General features: G+C 74.8%; 19 protein-coding genes. 3 read left to right on the top strand and 16 right to left on the bottom strand.

Going from position 1 to position 16,637, the window contains the following annotated elements; translation table 11 throughout:
- Positions 1 to 60 precede the first annotated feature (60 nt).
- From SM577_RS15195 to SM577_RS15150, 10 genes are all read right to left on the bottom strand, one after another.
- Positions 61 to 624 (bottom strand): hypothetical protein, encoded by a 564-nt coding sequence (locus tag SM577_RS15195; protein WP_474587143.1) that lies wholly within the window; start codon positions 622 to 624, stop codon positions 61 to 63.
- Between the two features lie 91 nt (positions 625 to 715).
- Positions 716 to 2,119, bottom strand: coding sequence for a DUF58 domain-containing protein (locus SM577_RS15190; RefSeq protein ID WP_474587142.1), 1,404 nt, complete (start codon positions 2,117 to 2,119; stop codon positions 716 to 718).
- Positions 2,119 to 3,126 carry an AAA family ATPase gene (locus tag SM577_RS15185; protein WP_109900251.1) on the bottom strand — a complete coding sequence of 336 codons (1,008 nt, stop codon included), beginning with the start codon at positions 3,124 to 3,126 and terminating at the stop codon, positions 2,119 to 2,121. The genes SM577_RS15190 and SM577_RS15185 overlap by 1 nt, the downstream gene beginning before the upstream one ends.
- On the bottom strand, positions 3,126 to 3,713 hold the full coding sequence (locus tag SM577_RS15180; protein WP_474587141.1) for a hypothetical protein: 588 nt from the start codon (positions 3,711 to 3,713) through the stop codon (positions 3,126 to 3,128). The genes SM577_RS15185 and SM577_RS15180 overlap by 1 nt, the downstream gene beginning before the upstream one ends.
- 55 nt (positions 3,714 to 3,768) lie before the next feature.
- Entirely contained in the window at positions 3,769 to 4,506 is a 738-nt protein-coding gene (locus SM577_RS15175) for a DUF4129 domain-containing protein (RefSeq protein WP_474581075.1), read from the bottom strand.
- A gap of 78 nt (positions 4,507 to 4,584) precedes the next feature.
- Positions 4,585 to 5,298: a uracil-DNA glycosylase gene (locus tag SM577_RS15170; protein ID WP_302918726.1), complete on the bottom strand. Its 714-nt coding sequence runs from the start codon at positions 5,296 to 5,298 to the stop codon at positions 4,585 to 4,587.
- A gap of 19 nt (positions 5,299 to 5,317) precedes the next feature.
- Positions 5,318 to 6,004: a dienelactone hydrolase family protein gene (locus SM577_RS15165; protein ID WP_474581076.1), complete on the bottom strand. Its 687-nt coding sequence runs from the start codon at positions 6,002 to 6,004 to the stop codon at positions 5,318 to 5,320.
- Between the two features lie 189 nt (positions 6,005 to 6,193).
- Positions 6,194 to 6,667, bottom strand: coding sequence for an LppU/SCO3897 family protein (locus tag SM577_RS15160; protein ID WP_474587140.1), 474 nt, complete (start codon positions 6,665 to 6,667; stop codon positions 6,194 to 6,196).
- Between the two features lie 163 nt (positions 6,668 to 6,830).
- A complete protein-coding gene (locus SM577_RS15155) occupies positions 6,831 to 7,850 on the bottom strand; it encodes an HAAS signaling domain-containing protein (protein WP_474587139.1) in 1,020 nt (339 codons plus the stop codon).
- On the bottom strand, positions 7,847 to 8,179 hold the full coding sequence (locus tag SM577_RS15150; RefSeq protein WP_091394259.1) for a PadR family transcriptional regulator: 333 nt from the start codon (positions 8,177 to 8,179) through the stop codon (positions 7,847 to 7,849). The genes SM577_RS15155 and SM577_RS15150 overlap by 4 nt, the downstream gene beginning before the upstream one ends.
- Before the next feature lie 97 nt (positions 8,180 to 8,276).
- Between SM577_RS15150 and SM577_RS15145 the strand changes: the two genes are divergently transcribed.
- Positions 8,277 to 8,903 (top strand): LysE family translocator, encoded by a 627-nt coding sequence (locus SM577_RS15145; protein WP_302918197.1) that lies wholly within the window; start codon positions 8,277 to 8,279, stop codon positions 8,901 to 8,903.
- A 3-nt stretch (positions 8,904 to 8,906) separates the two neighbouring features.
- Here SM577_RS15145 and SM577_RS15140 read toward each other — a convergent pair whose 3' ends face one another.
- From SM577_RS15140 to eno, 5 genes are all read right to left on the bottom strand, one after another.
- Positions 8,907 to 9,839: a Ppx/GppA phosphatase family protein gene (locus SM577_RS15140; protein ID WP_474587252.1), complete on the bottom strand. Its 933-nt coding sequence runs from the start codon at positions 9,837 to 9,839 to the stop codon at positions 8,907 to 8,909.
- Positions 9,840 to 10,026: 187 nt separating this feature from the next.
- Entirely contained in the window at positions 10,027 to 10,566 is a 540-nt protein-coding gene (locus SM577_RS15135) for an amino-acid N-acetyltransferase (RefSeq protein WP_302918198.1), read from the bottom strand.
- Entirely contained in the window at positions 10,563 to 11,120 is a 558-nt protein-coding gene (locus SM577_RS15130) for a DUF501 domain-containing protein (protein WP_474587138.1), read from the bottom strand. The genes SM577_RS15135 and SM577_RS15130 overlap by 4 nt, the downstream gene beginning before the upstream one ends.
- Positions 11,121 to 11,154: 34 nt before the next feature.
- Positions 11,155 to 11,793, bottom strand: a complete 639-nt coding sequence (locus SM577_RS15125) for an FtsB family cell division protein (protein WP_302918200.1) — start codon at positions 11,791 to 11,793, stop codon at positions 11,155 to 11,157.
- 32 nt (positions 11,794 to 11,825) lie between these two features.
- A complete protein-coding gene (gene eno, locus SM577_RS15120) occupies positions 11,826 to 13,109 on the bottom strand; it encodes a phosphopyruvate hydratase (RefSeq protein WP_474587137.1) in 1,284 nt (427 codons plus the stop codon).
- 250 nt (positions 13,110 to 13,359) lie between these two features.
- Here eno and SM577_RS15115 point away from each other — a divergent pair, with 250 nt between their 5' ends.
- Together SM577_RS15115 and nudC are read left to right on the top strand one after the other, a co-directional pair.
- Positions 13,360 to 14,052, top strand: coding sequence for a hypothetical protein (locus tag SM577_RS15115; RefSeq protein ID WP_302918202.1), 693 nt, complete (start codon positions 13,360 to 13,362; stop codon positions 14,050 to 14,052).
- Complete coding sequence (nudC, locus tag SM577_RS15110) at positions 14,049 to 14,924, top strand: NAD(+) diphosphatase (RefSeq protein WP_474587136.1); 876 nt, start codon at positions 14,049 to 14,051, stop codon at positions 14,922 to 14,924. Before SM577_RS15115 ends, nudC begins: the two co-directional genes overlap by 4 nt.
- A 91-nt stretch (positions 14,925 to 15,015) precedes the next feature.
- Here the strand turns inward: nudC and SM577_RS15105 are convergent, their stop codons facing one another.
- A complete protein-coding gene (locus SM577_RS15105) occupies positions 15,016 to 16,635 on the bottom strand; it encodes a DUF885 domain-containing protein (RefSeq protein WP_302918204.1) in 1,620 nt (539 codons plus the stop codon).
- Positions 16,636 to 16,637: the final 2 nt, after the last annotated feature.

The raw sequence follows: 16,637 nt of genomic DNA, 5'->3' as shown, positions 1-16,637 counted from the left end.
CCCCTGTGACCTGCGCAACGTGGGTCGGCTGGGGTGTCGCCGCCGGGCTCGCCCCGGGCGTCACCTGCGCCGCAGCAGCCACCCCAGCAACCCGGTCAGCCCGGCGGCGACCAGCAGACCGGCCACGGTCACCAGCTGGAATCCGCCGTCGCCTCCCGCACCGGCGACCTCCACCAGCAGCACCCCGAGCACCGCGGCGGCGAGCACCACCACGCCGGCCCGGGTCAGCCAGCGGACCAGCACGTCCGGGTCGACCACCGCGTCGTAGGGCAACACCGCGGCCAGCGCGCAGAGGGTGTGCGTGAGGTAGAGCACCGCCGCGACCGCGAGCAGCCGCCAGAGCGCTATCGGCCGGCCGTAGCCGTCGGTGGCCAGCAGCCACCCGCCGACGGTGACCAGCGCCGCGAAGGTCGGCCAGACCCGGCGCGGCCCGACCGCGGGCAGCAGCGCCGCCAGGACCAGTGCCCCGAGCGGCCGCCCGGACAGCACCTGGGCCGGGTACGCCAGCACGAAGCCGACCAGCGCGGTGAGGAAGATGCCGGCGCGGACCAGCAGCGGCACGAGGCTGACCCGGCCGGCCGCGTGCCGGACCGCCTGGACCCGTTCGGTGACCGCGTCGATCATTCCCGCCCGCTCCCGTCCGCCCCCGCCGGCCGCCCCCCGGTCACCTTCGTTCGCGACCGCGGGGCTCGCAAACCCGGCTCACTCCTCGCGCTCACCGGGCACCCACCCGGGGGGCCGTGGCCAGCCGGGCCACGTCGCGCAGCACCTGGTCCAGGCTGCCCGCGCCGGCCCAGCCCACCACCGGCACGCCGTGCTCGCGCAGTTGACCGATCATCGTGTCCCGGTCCAGCCGCCACAGCCGGTACGCCACCTCCGCCCAACCGCGGTCCTTCGGCACCGGCAGCTCGGCCGGCAGGGTGTCCACCGCGACCACGAACCGCCCGGAGCGGGCCAGCCGGGCCAGCATCTGCGCCGACCGTTCGTCCAGCAGCGGGGTGAGCACCACCACCAGGGCGTCCGCGGCCAGCAGCTGCGGCCCGAACACCTGGTCGTAGGGTTCGTGCGGGGAGTGCTCCGGCCGCACGTCGAGCAGCCACTCCAGCACCGTCAGGTACTGCCGGCGACCGGTGGCCGGGCGCAGCCGGCGGGCGCTCGGGCCGTACTCCAGCAGCGAGACCCGGTCGCCCCGGTGCAGGTAGTGCTCGGCGATCGCGGCCGCGGCCCGGACCGTGGTGTCCAGCACCGAGGCGGCGCCGCCGACGCCACCGGAGCGGCCCGCCTCGGCCAGCACGTCGAGCAGGACCACCACCTCCGCGTCCCGGTCGGACAGGGTGGCCGCCACGTGCAGTTGCCGGGCCCGCAGCGAGACCCGCCAGTCGATCCGGCGCAGCCGGTCACCGGGCGCGAAGACGCGCACCCCGGCCAGCTCGCCGCCCTCGCCGGGGCGGCGCGAGTGGTGGGCGCCGACCAGGCCGGCGGCCCGGGGCATCGCCTCCACCGCCTCGAACGGTTCGGTCTTCGGGTAGACCCGGGTGCGGACCGGTTCGGTGATCACCGCGCGGGAGACGAGCAGGCCCTGCGCGGCGGCGACCCGCGCACCGGCCGGGCCGATCGCGTGCCGCCCCCAGCGCCGCGCGGTGCCGGCGAGTTCCAGGTCCGCAGCGGTGGCGGTGGCGAGCGCGGTGACGAACGGGCGGTCGGCAACGGCCGGGGCACCCGGGCCGGGGGCGGTGGCGATCGCGGCGCCGGCGATGCTGGCCCGCTCGATCCGCAGCCAGGGCGAGACCCGGCTGCGGACCACCGCCACGTCGTAGTCGACGGTGTCCGGGTTGCCGACGGTGACCGTGCCGGTGACCTCGCCCCCCTCGACCAGGTGGTCGTCGCCGCCGGCGATCCAGACCTGGGGCAGCGCGGTCGGCCGGCGGCGCAGCGCGTACGCCGTGCCGAGCGCGATCGGCGCGGCCAGCACGATCAGGTCGACCCGGCCGAGCAGCACCGCCGCGATCAGCAGCAGGCCGGTCAGCAGCACCGCCCGGCCGAGCGCCCAGGTGGGCACCCAGCCGGGCGACGGTTCCGGCTCGCCCGCGTGGACCCGCGGCACCGTGGACCCGGCCATCAGCGCCCGGGCCGGCCGGCGGCGTAGCTGGGCAGCGCGCCGCTGGCCGGGGCCGGGGTGCCGGAGAGCACCTCACCCACCACGAAGGACGGATCGACCCGGCGCAGCCACATCTCCGGGCGCAGCGTGATCCGGTGCGCTAGCGCCGGCACCGCCACTTCCTTGACGTCCTCCGGCACCACGTAGTCCCGGCCGGCCAGGACCGCCCGCACCCGGGCCAGCAGCAGCAGCGCCAGCGACCCGCGCGGGGACGCGCCGACCAGCACCGACGGGTGCTCGCGGGTGGCCGCGGTCAGCGCCACGATGTAGCGGCCGACGGAGTCCTCCACCACCACGTCCTCCAGCGCGGCCTGCATGGCGCGCAGCGTGGCGGCGTCGACCACCGGCTTGATCTCGGCCTCCTCGCGGCGGCGGGCCATCCGCCGGCGCAGCACCTCCCACTCCTCCTCGTGCTCCGGGTAGCCGAACGACACCCGCAGCAGGAACCGGTCGAGCTGCGCCTCGGGCAGCGGGTAGGTGCCCTCGTACTCGATCGGGTTGGCGGTGGCCAGCACGTGGAACGGCTCGTCCAGCCGGTACGTCACGCCCTCCACCGAGACCTGCTTCTCCTGCATCGCCTCCAGCAGCGCCGACTGGGTCTTCGGCGGGGTCCGGTTGATCTCGTCGGCGAGCAGCAGGTTGGTGAAGACCGGGCCGGCCCGGAAGGCGAAGTCACCGCTGCGCTGGTCGTAGAGGAAGGAGCCGGTGACGTCGGCGGGCAGCAGGTCGGGGGTGAACTGGAGCCGGCGGAAGTCCAGCCCGAGCGCCTGGGCGAAGGAGCGGGCGGTCAGCGTCTTGCCCAGCCCGGGCAGGTCCTCCAGCAGCACGTGGCCGCCGGCCAGGATCCCGGCGAGGACCAGCTCCAGCGCCTCCCGCTTGCCGACCACGACCTGGCCGACCGCGTCCAGCACCGCCCGGGCGAGGTGGCCGACCTCGGTGGCGGGGATCGTCCGGTCGACGTCGTTCATCACAGTTTCTCCAGTTCGGCGACGATCACCGCGAGGTCGCGCGGCGACGGGGTACGGCGGGGCGGGGTCTCCAGGAAGGTCCACAGCCGCTCGCCCAGCAGGGCACGGGCCCGGGCCGGATCAGACTCGCGGGTCACGCCGTGCCGCTGGCGCAGCCGCTCGTCGGCCAGTTCACCGAGGCGGGGCAGGACCACGGTGGTGAACCGTTCCGGTCGGGTGGCGGACCAGTCCAGCGGGACCTCCCAACCGTTGATCGCGGTGCGCAGCGCGTCCCGGGCGCCCCAGTTCCAGGTGCCCTCGTCCACGCCGATCGAGCTCCGGGGCCCCGCCCCCGGCTGCGGCGGCGGGGGCGTGAGCGCGGCGACGATCCGGCGCACCGCGAAGAGCGCGACCACCCCGGCGATCAGGATCAGCAGGGAGACCCGCAGGCCGACCACGCGCAGCCCGGCGACCAGCACGACCACCAGGGCCGCCATGCCGGCCAGGGCGCGCAGCACCTGCCCGACCCGGCCGCCCCGGTCCCGCCCGTCGCCCCGGGGCCGCTCCTCCTCGAAGCTGAGCAGGTCGTCGATGCTGGTACTGCTCACGGCGCCCCCTCGGCTCGCGACTGCGGGGCTCGCAAACCCGGCTCACTCCTCGCGCTCACGGCGCCGGCTCCGCCGCGACCACCGCGGTGAGTTCGCCACGGAGCCGGCGCAGCGCGGCGCGGGCCTGGTCCCGGGTGTGTTCGTCGACCGGGTGGGTGGCGTACCGCGCCTCCCGGTAGACGTGGGCGAACTCGGCCAGCACGTCGGCGCTGACGATCGCCGGCACGCCGGCGGCCGGGTCGCCGCGCAGCAGGCGGGTGACCAGGTCGGTCGGCGTGTCCCCGGGCAGCCGGGGGACGCCGGCCGCGGCGGCCGCCTCCTCCAGCCGGACCCAGCAGGCGATCACCGCGGTCCGCGGGTCGGTGTCCCGGTCGTCCAGCTCGACCAGGCCCGCGTCGAGGGCGGCGACCACCTCGCGGGCGGTGCCCTCGGCGGTACGCCGGGCCGGCTGCACCGGCAATGCCCGGGTGGTCCGGCGGATCGCGCCCCGGACCAGGGTCCACACCAGGTAGCCGAAGGCGACCAGCGCGGCCAGCCCGAGCAGCACGATCGCCGCGGTGCCCAGCCACTGTGGGAGCTGCGCCCTGGTGGCCTCCCCCGCGTCGCGTGGCTCGACCGGTATCGACGGTGGCGGCTCCACCGACGGGTAGTCCGGGACGTAGGGCACGTTGTCGGCGGCGGGCGGGATCCGGCTCGCGCCGATCGACGAGTGCGCGGCCGCGAGCGCGGCGAGGGCGAGCAGGGCGGCCACCGCCGCCACCGGCCACCACCTGCGCAACACGCTGAGATCCATCCGGGACTACCTCCGGAGCACCGGGGCACACCACAACGGTCGGTGAGTTCCGTCCGTCATCGCCACCGCCCCGCCGTTTCAGTCCACCCCGGCCAACCGCTTCGCCCGGGCGAACACATCGTCCAGCATCCCTGGTGTCAGCCGTCCCGTGAAGGTGTTCTGCTGGCTGACGTGGTAGCAGCCGAGCAGGTCCGGGGCGGCCGTGCCGGACCAGTGTGCCCCATGGGCGAACGCCGGTCGCGGGCTGGGCGGGCGCTGGCCGTACGTCTCGCGCAGCACCGGCCACCACGCGGCCCAGGCGAACGCGCCCAGCGCGACCACGACACGCAGGGTGGGACGGATCAGCGCGACCTCGCGGTGCAGCCACGGCGCGCAGGTGTCCCGCTCCTGCGGGGTGGGCTTGTTGTCCGGCGGCGCGCAGCGCACCGCCGAGAAGATCCGGATGTCCCGCAGGGTGAGGCCGTCGTCGGCGGAGACGCTGGTCGGCTGGTTGGCCAGGCCGGCCCGGTGCAGCGCGGCGAAGAGCACGTCGCCGGAGCGGTCGCCGGTGAAGATCCGCCCGGTCCGGTTGCCGCCGTGCGCGGCGGGGGCCAGGCCGAGGATGGCGATGCGCGCGTCCGGCGGGCCGAAGCCGGGCACCGGCCGGCCCCAGTACTCCTGGTCGCGGAAGGCCGCCCGGCGGGTCCGGGCCACCTCCTCGCGCCAGTCGACCAGCCGCGGGCAGGCGAAGCAGTCGCTGACCGCGCCGTCGAGGTCGGCCAGGTCGGTCGCCCGCGCGGCGCGGGCGACCACCTCGGCGGGCGTACGCGGCTCAGCCAAGCTTGGCCCGGAAGAGTTCGAGGGTACGGGCCCAGGCCGTGGCGGCGGCCCGCTGGTCGAAGTTCTCCGGCCGGTCCTCGTTGAAGAAGGCGTGCGCGGTGCCCGGGTAGTCGTAGGTCTGGCAGCTGCCGCCGGCGGTCTCGATGGCCCGCCGGACGGTCTGTACGCCGTCGGCGGCGGAGGTGCCGTCCGCCTCCGAGCAGTGGATGTGCGCGGCCTTGCCGGCGTAGTCGGCCCACTCGGCGCGCATCCCGTCCCACGGCAGCCGGGGGTAGAAGGCGGCGGTGGCGACGATCCGTTCGGAGCGGGTGGCCGCCCAGAGGGCCAGGCTCGCACCGGCGCAGAAGCCGGCGCACCCGATCTTGCCGGTGACCTCGGGACGGCCGGCGAGGTAGTCGGCGGCGCTGGCGATGTCCGCCGCCGCCTCGTCCATCTGCCGGGCGTTCAGCATCTGCCGGGGCTCGTCCGGCTTGCTGGCCGGGCCGCCGTGCCGGAAATCCGGGGCGAGGGCGACGAAGCCGGCCTCGGCGAACCGGTCGACGACGGCCTGGACGTGGGGCACCAGCCCCCACCAGTCCTGGATGACGATGACCGCGGGGCTCGCCGCACCGCCGGAGGGTATCGCGAGATACCCCTCGCTCGTCCCCCCGTTGCTGGTGAAGCTCACCATTTCGCCCATCGGCCCGTCCTCCTAGCGGTCAGTCATCGTTGGCTGGTCGCCCAGTGGTCCTACGTGCCGGTAGCCTGCCACGCCCCCACCACCGGCGGGAAGACGCGGGAACAGTGGCATTCACCTCCCGTTCGCCTCCCGGTACGCCGACGGCGGCGCGGAGGTGTCCGCGCCGCCGTCGGGGTGTCGTACGGGAGGTCAGGCCTTCTTCGTCAGGCAGAGCAGGTAGCCCTTCTTACCCGGCTCGATGCTGTAGAAGACGTAGCCGTCCTCACCCTCCTTGATGTACTGCTCGCAGGCCTCGCCCGTCTTGGCCTGCGCCTCGGTCTGGCCGTCGACCCGGCCGACCACGTTGTACACCGCCTCGGTGGAGGTGCAGTCGACGACCTTGGCGTTGTCGACCTCCTCCTCCTCGGTGCCGGTGATCTCGGGCAGCTCGGCGATGCAGTCGCCCGCCTTCGCCTCGGCGGTCTCGTCGGAGTTCAGGAAGTTGCCGATGGCCGTACCGAGGCCGAACTTCAGCCCGGCGATGACCAGGAACACGACGATCGCGCCCACGACGCCGAACACCTTCTTGCCGCCGGACTTCTTCGGCTCCGGCTCCGCCGGGGGCGGCGCCTGGACGCCCGGCTGGGACTGCGGGGCGGGGGGCGGTGCGACCTGCTCTGACACGGATTTTCCTTCCGAGGGGTTGATGAGCAGACGACACCGTAACGATCACCGGACGACCCCGCTGCCCCGCCGACCTCATCCGTTCAGCCATTTCCCAGCTTCGGCCGGCACGTCGAGACCCCGGTCACTCCACGGTGGGTGACCGGCGTCTCGGGCGGGCTGCTCAGCGGGTGGCGCTCGGGGTGGCGGTGGGGCTCGGGGCCACCGCCGCACCCGGGCCCGGCGTGCCGGTGGCGGTCGGTCCGCCGGTGGGTTCCGGCGTGCCGGTGGGCTCCGGCGTCGGGGTGCCCAGCGGGGGCACGGTCGGCGCCGGTGCGGCCGGGGCGCGCGGCGCGAACGGCGCCTGGTCCGGGCAGTAGGGGTACGTCCGCAGCAGCGGGTTGCCGGTGCCGTTCGGGTCGCGCGGGTCCGGGCAGTCCGGGTAGCCCAGCCGGATCGGGGCGCCGTTCTGGTCGAACAGGCGGGCGTCCTCCACCAGCCGCCCCTCGCTGTCGTAGACGAAGACGTCGCGCACCCGCTCGTACGGGTTCTGCACCGAGATCGGGTCGTAGCCGTAGTCCTGGTAGCCCGCCCGGTCCTCCGCGTTGGCCAGCCCGGCCAGGGCGAAGACGACGAGCACCACGCTGGCCGCGTGCGTCGCCCAGCGGGGCCAGCGCCGCAGCCGCGTCGAGCGGTGGCCGAGCCAGATCGAGGCGAGCACGAGGGCGACCAGCATCACCAGCCCGCCGACCAGTTCGCCGCCGAAGCGCGGCAGCAGGCCGAAGCCGCCGCCCGTGGTGATCACGGTGACCAGCATGGCGGCGAGGTAGCCGCGCACCACCCACCAGGCCGGCCGGAGCAGCCGCAGGAACTCGCTCGCCCGCGCGTAGCCCAGCAGCGGGCCGAGCTGGGTGTCCAGCTGGCGTGCCTGACGGCGGGCCCGGCCGACGGCGGCGGCCACCCGCTGGTCGAGGTTCCGCCCGGCGGCGGTGGCCGGCGCGCCGGCGGCGGCGCGCAGCTCCGCCGCGTACGCCTCGGGCTCGCCGAGGCGCTCGACCAGCGTGCCGTCGGCCTCGGCGGCCACCTCGGCGAGGTGCTCCGGCAGGTCCTCGGTCAGTTCGTCGCGGACCTCCGCCGGCAGGTCGGCCAGCGCGGCCCGGACCCGCCCGACGTAGTTCGCGATCTCCTGCTCCGTGACGGTCATGCCGCCATCCCCCGATCGTCGAGCAGAGTGTCCATGGTGGTGGCGAACGAGCGCCAGAGCTTGCCGGAGCGGGTGAGCTGGTCCCGGCCGGCGGCGTTGAGCGAGTAGTACTTGCGGTGCGGGCCGGACTCGCTGGGCACGACGTAGGTGGTGAGCAGGCCCGCGGCGAAGAGCCGGCGCAGGGTGCCGTAGACGGAGGCGTCGCCGACCTCCTCCAGGCCGGCCTCGCGCAGTCGGCGGAGGATGTCGTAGCCGTAGCCGTCCTCCTCGCGCAGCACGGCGAGGACCGCGAGATCCAGCACGCCCTTCAGCAGCTGTGTGGTGTCCACGATCGGCACACTACTGTGCGATGCGCAGTACCGTCAACGGAATAGTAGCTCGCCACGCCGGTGGCCGGCGGTCGACCGCCCGCCTAGGGTCGGCGGTATGTCGTGGAGCAGCTACGGATCGTTCCTGGTCTTCGCCCTGGTGCTGATCCTGATCCCCGGCCCGGACTTCGCCGTGGTCACCCGCAACACCCTGGCCTCCGGGCGGCGGCGCGGGGTGTGGAGCGCCGTCGGGGTCACCGGCTCCAACGCGGTGCAGGGCATCGCGGCGGCCGCCGGCCTGGGCGCGCTCGTCGTCCGCTCCCAGCCGCTGTTCGAGGCGATCCGCTGGGCCGGCGTGGCGTATCTGGCGTACCTCGGCGTGCAGGCGTGGCGCTCGGCGTGGGTCGGCCGCTACCCGCCGCTGGCCGGCGACGCGGCCCCGCCCGGCCAGGCGGCGGCCGGCTTCCGGCAGGGCTTCCTGTCCAACATCACCAACCCGAAGGTGCTCGCCTTCTACCTGGCCGTGCTGCCGCAGTTCGTCGGCGGGTCGGCGCCGCTGGCGGTGCTGGTGGCGTTCGCGCTCAGCCACGCGGTGCTCTCGCTGCTGTACCTGCTGGTGCTGGTCGGCGCCCTGCACCGGGCCCGGCAGGTGCTCTCCCGGCGGCGGGTCCGCCGCTGGCTGGACGGGCTGACCGGGTTCGCCCTGCTCGGCTTCGGCGCCCGCCTGGCCACCGAACGCGCCTGACCGCTACGGCTGGAGGCTCCAGGCGATGCCGTCGAGGATGTCGTGCTCGGAGGCGACCACCGAGGGCATCCCGGCCCGCTCCATGGCGACCCGGAGCACCAGGGCGCCGGCGCCGATCACGTCGGCCCGGCCCGGGTGCATCACCGGGATCGCCAGCCGCTGCTCGCGGGTCTTGCCGAGCAGGTCGGCCGTCACGTCCGCCACCGCCTGGTACGACACCCGGGCGTGGTGGATGCGGCCCGGGTCGTACTCCTGGAGCCCTTCGGCGATGGCGACCACGGTGGTGACCGACCCGGCGAGCCCGACCAGGGTGGCCGCCTCCCGGCCCGGCACCACCTCCAGCGCCCGGTCCACCGCTGCCGCGATGTCGGCCTGCGCGGCGGCGACCTCGGCCAGGCTCGGCGGGTCGCCGTGCAGGTGCCGCTCGGTCATCCGGACGCAGCCGATGTCCATCGAGATGGCCGCCTCGACCCCGCCGGTGCGGGTGCCCACCACGAACTCGGTCGAGCCGCCGCCGATGTCGATGACCAGGAAGGGCTCGCGCGCGTCGGCGGGCAGCCCGCGGACCGCGCCGGTGAAGGAGAGCCGCGCCTCCTCGTCACCGGTCACCACCTCGGGCGCCACCCCGAGGGTCCGCTCGACCATCTCCCGGAAGTCGGCGGCGTTGGAGGCGTCCCGGGACGCCGACGTGGCGCACATCCGGATCCGCTGCGCGCCGAGCTTGTCGATGTCGGCGGCGTAGGAGGCCAGCGCCACCCGGGTCCGCTCGATCGCCTCCGGGGCCAGCCGGCCGGTCCTGTCGACGCCCTGGCCGAGCCGGACGATCTCCATCCGCCGGCTCAGGTCGACCAGCGGCGCCTCCGGTCCGGCGTCCCGATCGGGCAGGTCGGCCACCAGCAGGCGGATCGAGTTCGTCCCACAGTCGATGGCGGCCACGCGCGTCGTCACGGCAGCAACCCTACGGCAGTCCGCCCACCCCGGCCCGGCGGTCCGGCGCGGCGCGGGCGGGAGCGGTGTTCCCCCGGCGGGTGATACCTCTGAGGCATCGAAATGACTCTCCGGTATCACGCTCGTCCGCGACCCGCCTCCGGCCGGCCGACCCGCCCGGGGCAGCGACCGGCGCTCAGAGGCGCAGCAGCATCCGGGTGTTGCCGAGGGTGTTCGGCTTGACCCGCTCCAGGTCGAGGAACTCCGCGACGCCCTCGTCGTACGAGCGCAGCAGCTGCTCGTAGACCGGCTGCGGCACCGGCGCACCGTCGATCTCGGTGAAGCCGAACGAGCCGAAGAACCGGGTCTCGAAGGTGAGCACGAAGATCCGGGAGACGCCGATGTCCCGGGCGGCGTCGATCAGCTCACCGACGATCCGGTGGCCGATCTTGCGCCCCCGGCAGGACGGGTCCACCGCTACCGTCCGGATCTCGGCCAGGTCTTCCCACATCACGTGCAGCGCGCCGCAGCCGACCACCGCGTCGTCGGCGGCCCGGACCGCGACCCGGAACTCCTGCACGTCCTCGTAGAGCGTGACGGTGGCCTTGCTGAGCAGCCGCCGGTCGTCGGTGTAGGTGTCCACCAGCCGGCGGATGCCGCGGACGTCGCGGGTGCGGGCCCGGCGGACGACGATCTCGTCCGCGGCGACCCCTGCCTGCTCGGCGACCCCGGTCATTCGCCCGCCGGCACGTCCACGCACGGCCCGGCGGTCCACCAGGGCTCGACCAACTCCAGCGTCTCGTCGCCGAACGGGTTCACCCCGGGCCCGGCGGCCAGCGCGTGACCGAGGTGCACGTGCAGGCACTTCACCCGGCCGGGCATGCCACCGGCGGAGATGCCGGCGATCTCCGGCACGTGCCCGATCGCCTCGCGGCGGGTCAGGTAGTCCTGGTGCGCGGCCCGGTAGCGGGCGGCCAATTCCGGGTCGGCGGCGAGTCGGTCGGCCATCTCCTTCATCAGCCCGGCGGACTCCAGCCGGCTGCACGCCGCGGTCGCCCGCGGGCAGGTCAGGTAGTACAGCGTCGGGAAGGGCGTGCCGTCGGCCAGTCGCGGCGTCGTCTCCACCACGTCGGGCAGGCCGCACGGGCAGCGGTGGGCCACCGCCCGGGTGCCCCGGGGCGTGCGGCCGAGCTGCGCGGCCACCGCGGCCAGGTCGGCCTCGGTGGCCGGTTCCCGCCGCGGCAGGGGTACGGAATCCGCCGCCGGCTCCTGCGGTGGTACGACAGTCACGGTGCCCATCTCTCGTTCGGTGCCCGGCCGGTGCTCACTTGTCGGGCTGCTCGCCGTTGGCGGCCTCCACGCTCGACCAGAGCGTGTCGTACCAGGGGTCCGGGGTGGTCGGCCGGGCCGGGGCGCCGCGGCCGGCGTCCCGGGCGGCGCCCTCCGGGTCGTTCAGCAGGATCACGATCTTCTCGCCCGGCCGGGTCATGAAGAACCGCTCCCGGGCCTTGGTCTCGATGTACGCCGGGTCCTGCCACTTGGCGGCCTTCTCGGAGAGCTCGGCGATCAGCTTCTCCTGCTCCGCCTGGGACGCCTCCATCCGCTCGATGTCGGCCTGCTGGTCCAGGTAGACCCGCACCGGATAGGTGTAGGCCAGGGCGAGCGCGATCAGCACCGCGAAGAGCACGGTGGCCCGCCCGGTGAAGCGTCGGGGGTGGGGTGCGGTGAGCCGCTTGACCGCGCCGCCGGCCGCCGCGCGCCGGGCGGCGGCCGGCCGGTTCGCGGAGCGTACGCCCTCGGCACCGCGGGCGGCGCCGGGCGCGCGGCCCGCGGCGGCGCGCGGGTCGGCACGGACCCCGCCGTCGCGGACCGATCCCCGGCCGGCCCGGCTCCCGCCCGGCCGGCCCGGCTGACCCGGCCGGCGGGCGGGACGCTGACCGCCCGGTGTGCGGCGCTGCTGCATCGTCACACCCCTCCCCCGAGGCTTCGCGCGACTCAGGCCGAACGGTAGCGCGGGAACGCGCCCGCCCCGGCGTACCGCGCCGCGTCGGCCAGCTCCTCCTCGATCCGCAGGAGCTGGTTGTACTTGGCGACCCGGTCCGAACGGGCCGGGGCGCCGGTCTTGATCTGGCCGCAGCCGGTGGCCACCGCCAGGTCGGCGATGGTGGTGTCCTCGGTCTCGCCGGAACGGTGGCTCATCATGCACTTGAAGCCGGCCCGGTGCGCCAGGTCCACCGCGTCGAGGGTCTCGGTCAGCGAACCGATCTGGTTCACCTTGACCAACACGGCGTTGGCGGCCTTCTCGGCGATGCCCCGGGCGATCCGCTGCGGGTTGGTGACGAACAGGTCGTCGCCGACGATCTGGATCCGGTCGCCGATCGAGGCGGTCAGCGTCTGCCAGCCGCTCCAGTCGTCCTCGGAGAGCGGGTCCTCGATGGACACGATCGGGTAGTCGCCGATGAGCTTGGTGTAGTAGTTGCTCATCTCCTCGGCGGTCTTCGTGGCGCCCTCGAAGGTGTAGGTGCCGTTGTCGAAGAACTCGGTAGCGGCCACGTCGAGCGCGAAGACGATGTCGGTGCCGAGCCGGTAGCCGGCCTTCTCCACCGCCTCGGCGATCAGGTCCAGCGCGGCGGAGTTGGTGGGCAGGTTCGGCGCGAAGCCGCCCTCGTCGCCCAGCCCGGTGGAGAGGTCCTTCTTCTTCAGCACCGACTTCAGCGCGTGGTAGACCTCCGCACCGGAACGCAGCGCCTCGCGGAAGCTGGGCGCGCCGATCGGGGCGATCATGAACTCCTGGATGTCGACGTTGGAGTCCGCGTGCGCGCCACCGTTGAGGATGTTCATCATCGGCACCGGCAGCAGGTGCGCGTTCGGGCCGCCCAGGTAGCGGAAGAGGCTCAGCTCGGCGCTGCCGGCGGCGGCCTTCGCCACCGCCAGGGAGACCCCGAGGATGGCGTTGGCGCCCAGCTCGGACTTGGTGTCGGTGCCGTCGATGTCGAGCATCTTCTGGTCGATGAGCCGCTGCTCGCTGGCCTCGTAGCCGATCAGCTCGTCGACGATCTTGTCCTCGACGTTGGAGACCGCCTTCTCCACGCCCTTGCCCTGGTAGCGGTCGGCGTCACCGTCGCGCAGCTCGATCGCCTCAAAGGCGCCGGTGGAGGCGCCGGAGGGCACCGCCGCGCGGGCCACCGTGCCGTCGTCCAGGCCGACCTCGACCTCGATTGTCGGGTTGCCCCGCGAGTCGAGAATCTCCCGGGCGACGATTCCCTCGATGGTTGCCACTGAGTCGCTCCTCGTTTGTGTGGTTCCGGTCCGTATGGGCCGCGACGGTGCGGCTGAGGCAGGTGTTGAACGCAGCGTATCGGGCGGCGGTCGGGGCCGGGCCGTCCGGGCACACCGGGCCTGCCCTCTCCGACGCAGCTTGACCCGAAACCTGCCCCCGACGGCGGGTTACTCGGACATTCCCGGATTCTCGTACCTCAACCGGCAACGGGTTTGCGTACCGTGGACCCGATCGAGCAGGCTGGGCGCCATGCCCGCCGCCTCGACCACTCTCCGTATGCTCGCCGTGTCGGTCATCGCGTCGCTCACCGTCACCGGCTGCCAGGCCCTCGACGACGCCGGCCGGGCGATCGGGCGTTCCGACCTGGTCAACGACCTCGCCACCCGGCTGGACCGGGCGCTGGAGCTGACCTACTCCGCGGACTACCAGCTGCCGGGCGGGCAGACCGCCAGCATCGCCCAGGCGCAGGAGCCGGCGCGCTCGGCGTACACCTATCCGGGTGGCAAGCTGACCGTCACCGACGAGGCGACCACCCGCTGCGAGACCACCGGCGGCCGCACCACCTGCACCCTGGAGGCGCCGCCCGCGCCGAACAGCAAGCCCTCGGTGGCCGTCTTCAGCGAGGCCAAGCGGCGCGGCCTGGTCACCCCGCCGGTCGTGGTGGGGATGTTGACCGCCGCCGCGCTCGACCCGGACGCGGTGATCACCCAGAGCGACACCACCCTGGCCGGGCGGCACGCCACCTGCGTGGACGTCCGCCAGTCCGCCGGCAACTTCTCCGCCTGCGTCACCACCGAGGGCGCGCTGGGCAGCTTCACCGGGCAGGTCGACGGCAAGCCGGTGGAGCTGGCGCTGAGCCGCTACCGGGAGACCGTCGACCAGGCGGCGTTCGACCTGCCGCCGGGCGCCGGCGTGGTCGACCGCCGCACGACCGACTCGTGACCGCGGCGACCGGCGCCGGCTTCGTGCCCGGGGCGGGGCACGCCGGGCCGCCGGCACCGGAGCACCCGGCGCTGCTGGTGGCCGGCCGGAAGCTGCTGGTCGGGGCGGACGGGCGGCTGCTGCGGGTCGCCGACCTGCCCGCCGACGCCGGCTGGGTGCCGCTCGGCACGCTCGACGGCGTCCCCGTCTGGGGCGCCGTCCGGCCGGGCGACCAGGCCGGCGACCGTCCGGGCGGCGCGGACGACACCGGGTACCCGGGCCGCTGGCTGAGCTGGCGGGCGCTCGCCGCCGAGGTGCCGGAGCCGTTGGCCGCGCTGGCCGGACGGGCCCTGCAGGTGGCCACCTGGCGGCACGCCCACCGCTGGTGCGGCGCCTGCCGCGCCGAGCTGGCCGATGTATCGGGCGAGTCGGCCCGGCGCTGCACCGACTGCGGCCTGTACGTGCCGATGCGGCTCTCCCCGGCGGTGCTGGTGGCGATCACCCGCCCCGGACCGGCCGGCCGCTCCGACGAGCTGCTCCTGGTGCGCCACTCGTACGGGCCGGCCGAGCTGTGGGCGCTGGTCGCCGGGTTCGTGGAGGCTGGCGAGACGCTGGAGGGGGCGGCGCACCGGGAGGTCGGCGAGGAGGTCGGGCTGGCCCTGGACCGGCTGACCTACTTCGGCAGCCAGCCCTGGGCGATGTCCGGCCCCGGGGTGCTGCTGGCCGGCTTCACCGCCACCGTCGCCGACCCGGCCGCCGAGCCGGTCGTCGACGGGCGGGAGCTGACGCAGGCCCGCTGGTTCCCGCTGGACGCGCTGCCGGCGGAGCTGCCGCCGGCGTACTCCATCTCGCGCTGGCTGATCGACGCGGCGGTGGCCGCGGCACGGGCCTGACCGACGACGAGCGGCGGCCCGGTCCCCGAGTGGCTGAGCGCCGACGACCGGCGGCCCTGGAGCCGGGCGGGCCGAGCGCCGGGCGGGGCGGTCAGACGCCGAGCAGGGTGCGCAGGTGGCGCGGGGGCGGGCAGTCGTGGGCGAGCATCGCGTCGTGCCAGTCGCGCACCGGCACCCCGTCGGGACGGGCGGCGGCGATCTCGGCCACCTCGCTGTAGCCGACGAAGTAGGTCGACAGCTGGGTCGAGGTGAGCAGCGCGCGCCGCCACTTGCCGGCCGCCTCCCCCTCCTCCTGGAAGCCGCGCCCGGTCATCAACGCCATCGCCTCGGCCTCGGGCAGCTCCTCGCAGTGCACCAGCTGGTCGAGCAGCGCGTTGATGGTCATCCGCAGCTGCATCTTGAGCTGCTGCAACCGCACCGGCAGGCCGCCGAAGCCGAGCCCGGCCATCAGCTCCTCGGCGTAGACCGCCCAGCCCTCGATGAACGGGCCGGAGCGCGCCACCGCGCGCACCCGGGTGCCGCCGACGTACCGGCGGGCGTGGGCGAGCTGGAGGAAGTGGCCGGGCATCGCCTCATGCACGGTCAGGTTGCGGATCATGTGGTCGTTGTACTCGCGGTAGAACGACTCCACCCGGTGCGCCGGCCAGTCCGCCGGGGTCGGCGCGATGCAGTAGAAGGTGGGCACGTTGGCGGTCTCCAGCGGGCCGGGCGAGTCGCAGTAGGCGACCGCCACGCCCCGGGCGAACTCCGGCATCACCTGGATCACGCACGGGTCGTCGACCAGGGTGACCAGGTCGTGCGCGCGGACGAAGTCGGTCGCCTCGTCCAGCGTCACGCCGGCCAGGTCCACGATGGAGTGGTCGTCCGGGTGTTCGGCGGCGAGCAGGTCCAGCGCCCGGCGTACCGTCTCGTCGTCGGCCGGGCCACCGACCAGCTCGACCGCCGCCGCGCGGATCTCCTCGGTGACCCGGTCCAGGTTGGCCCAGGCGCGGCGCTGGATCTCGGCGGCGCCCAGCTCGGTGTCCAGGGTGTGCCAGAGCCGCGCCTCCCAGCGGCGCCGGCCCAGCCGCGGGTCCCGCCCCGGTCCGGCGTCGGCGGCCAGGCCGGTGCGCAGCCAGGCGACGAACTCCTCCAGCGCCGCGATGGCCGCGGTCGCCGCCGGCGCGACCCGGTCGTGCAGCGCGGGCGCCTGGGTGAGCAGCGCCGACACCTCGTCGCGGATCAGCGCCGCGGTGCCGGTGAACTGCCCCACCGCCGTCTCGGCGTGGATCCGTGGCATATCGCGCAGCGTCGCGCGGGCGGTGGCCAGCGCGTCCGGTACGGCGGCGAGCCGGCCGGCGAGGTGGGTCAGCCGCACGTCGGCCGGGGCGTACGGGCGGGCGACCAGGGCGTGCAGCAGCGGGCCCGGGTTGTGCCGCAGCGGGTCCCACTCGTGGGTACGGATCTCGGTCACCTCGAACAGCGCCCGGTCGACCAGGCCGGTCAGCAGCGCGTGGTCGACCCGCTCCTCGACGTCCAGCGCGTCCGGGTCGAGTTCGGAGAGCGCGTGCGCGGCGTCGGTCAGCATCGCCCGGTCGGCCGCCACGGCGTCGGCGGAGAGGTCCGGTAGCCGGTCGTCGTACCGGTGGTCCCCCGCCGACGAGGCCAGCCCCGGCCGGCTCTCCAGCAACGCCTCGACGATCCGCTCCGCCACCACCCCGAACGACTCCACCC

The organism is Micromonospora desertarenae (assembly GCF_056150265.1).
Note: the sequence above shows the minus strand (reverse complement) of the source record. Positions and strands in the feature narration are given on the sequence as shown.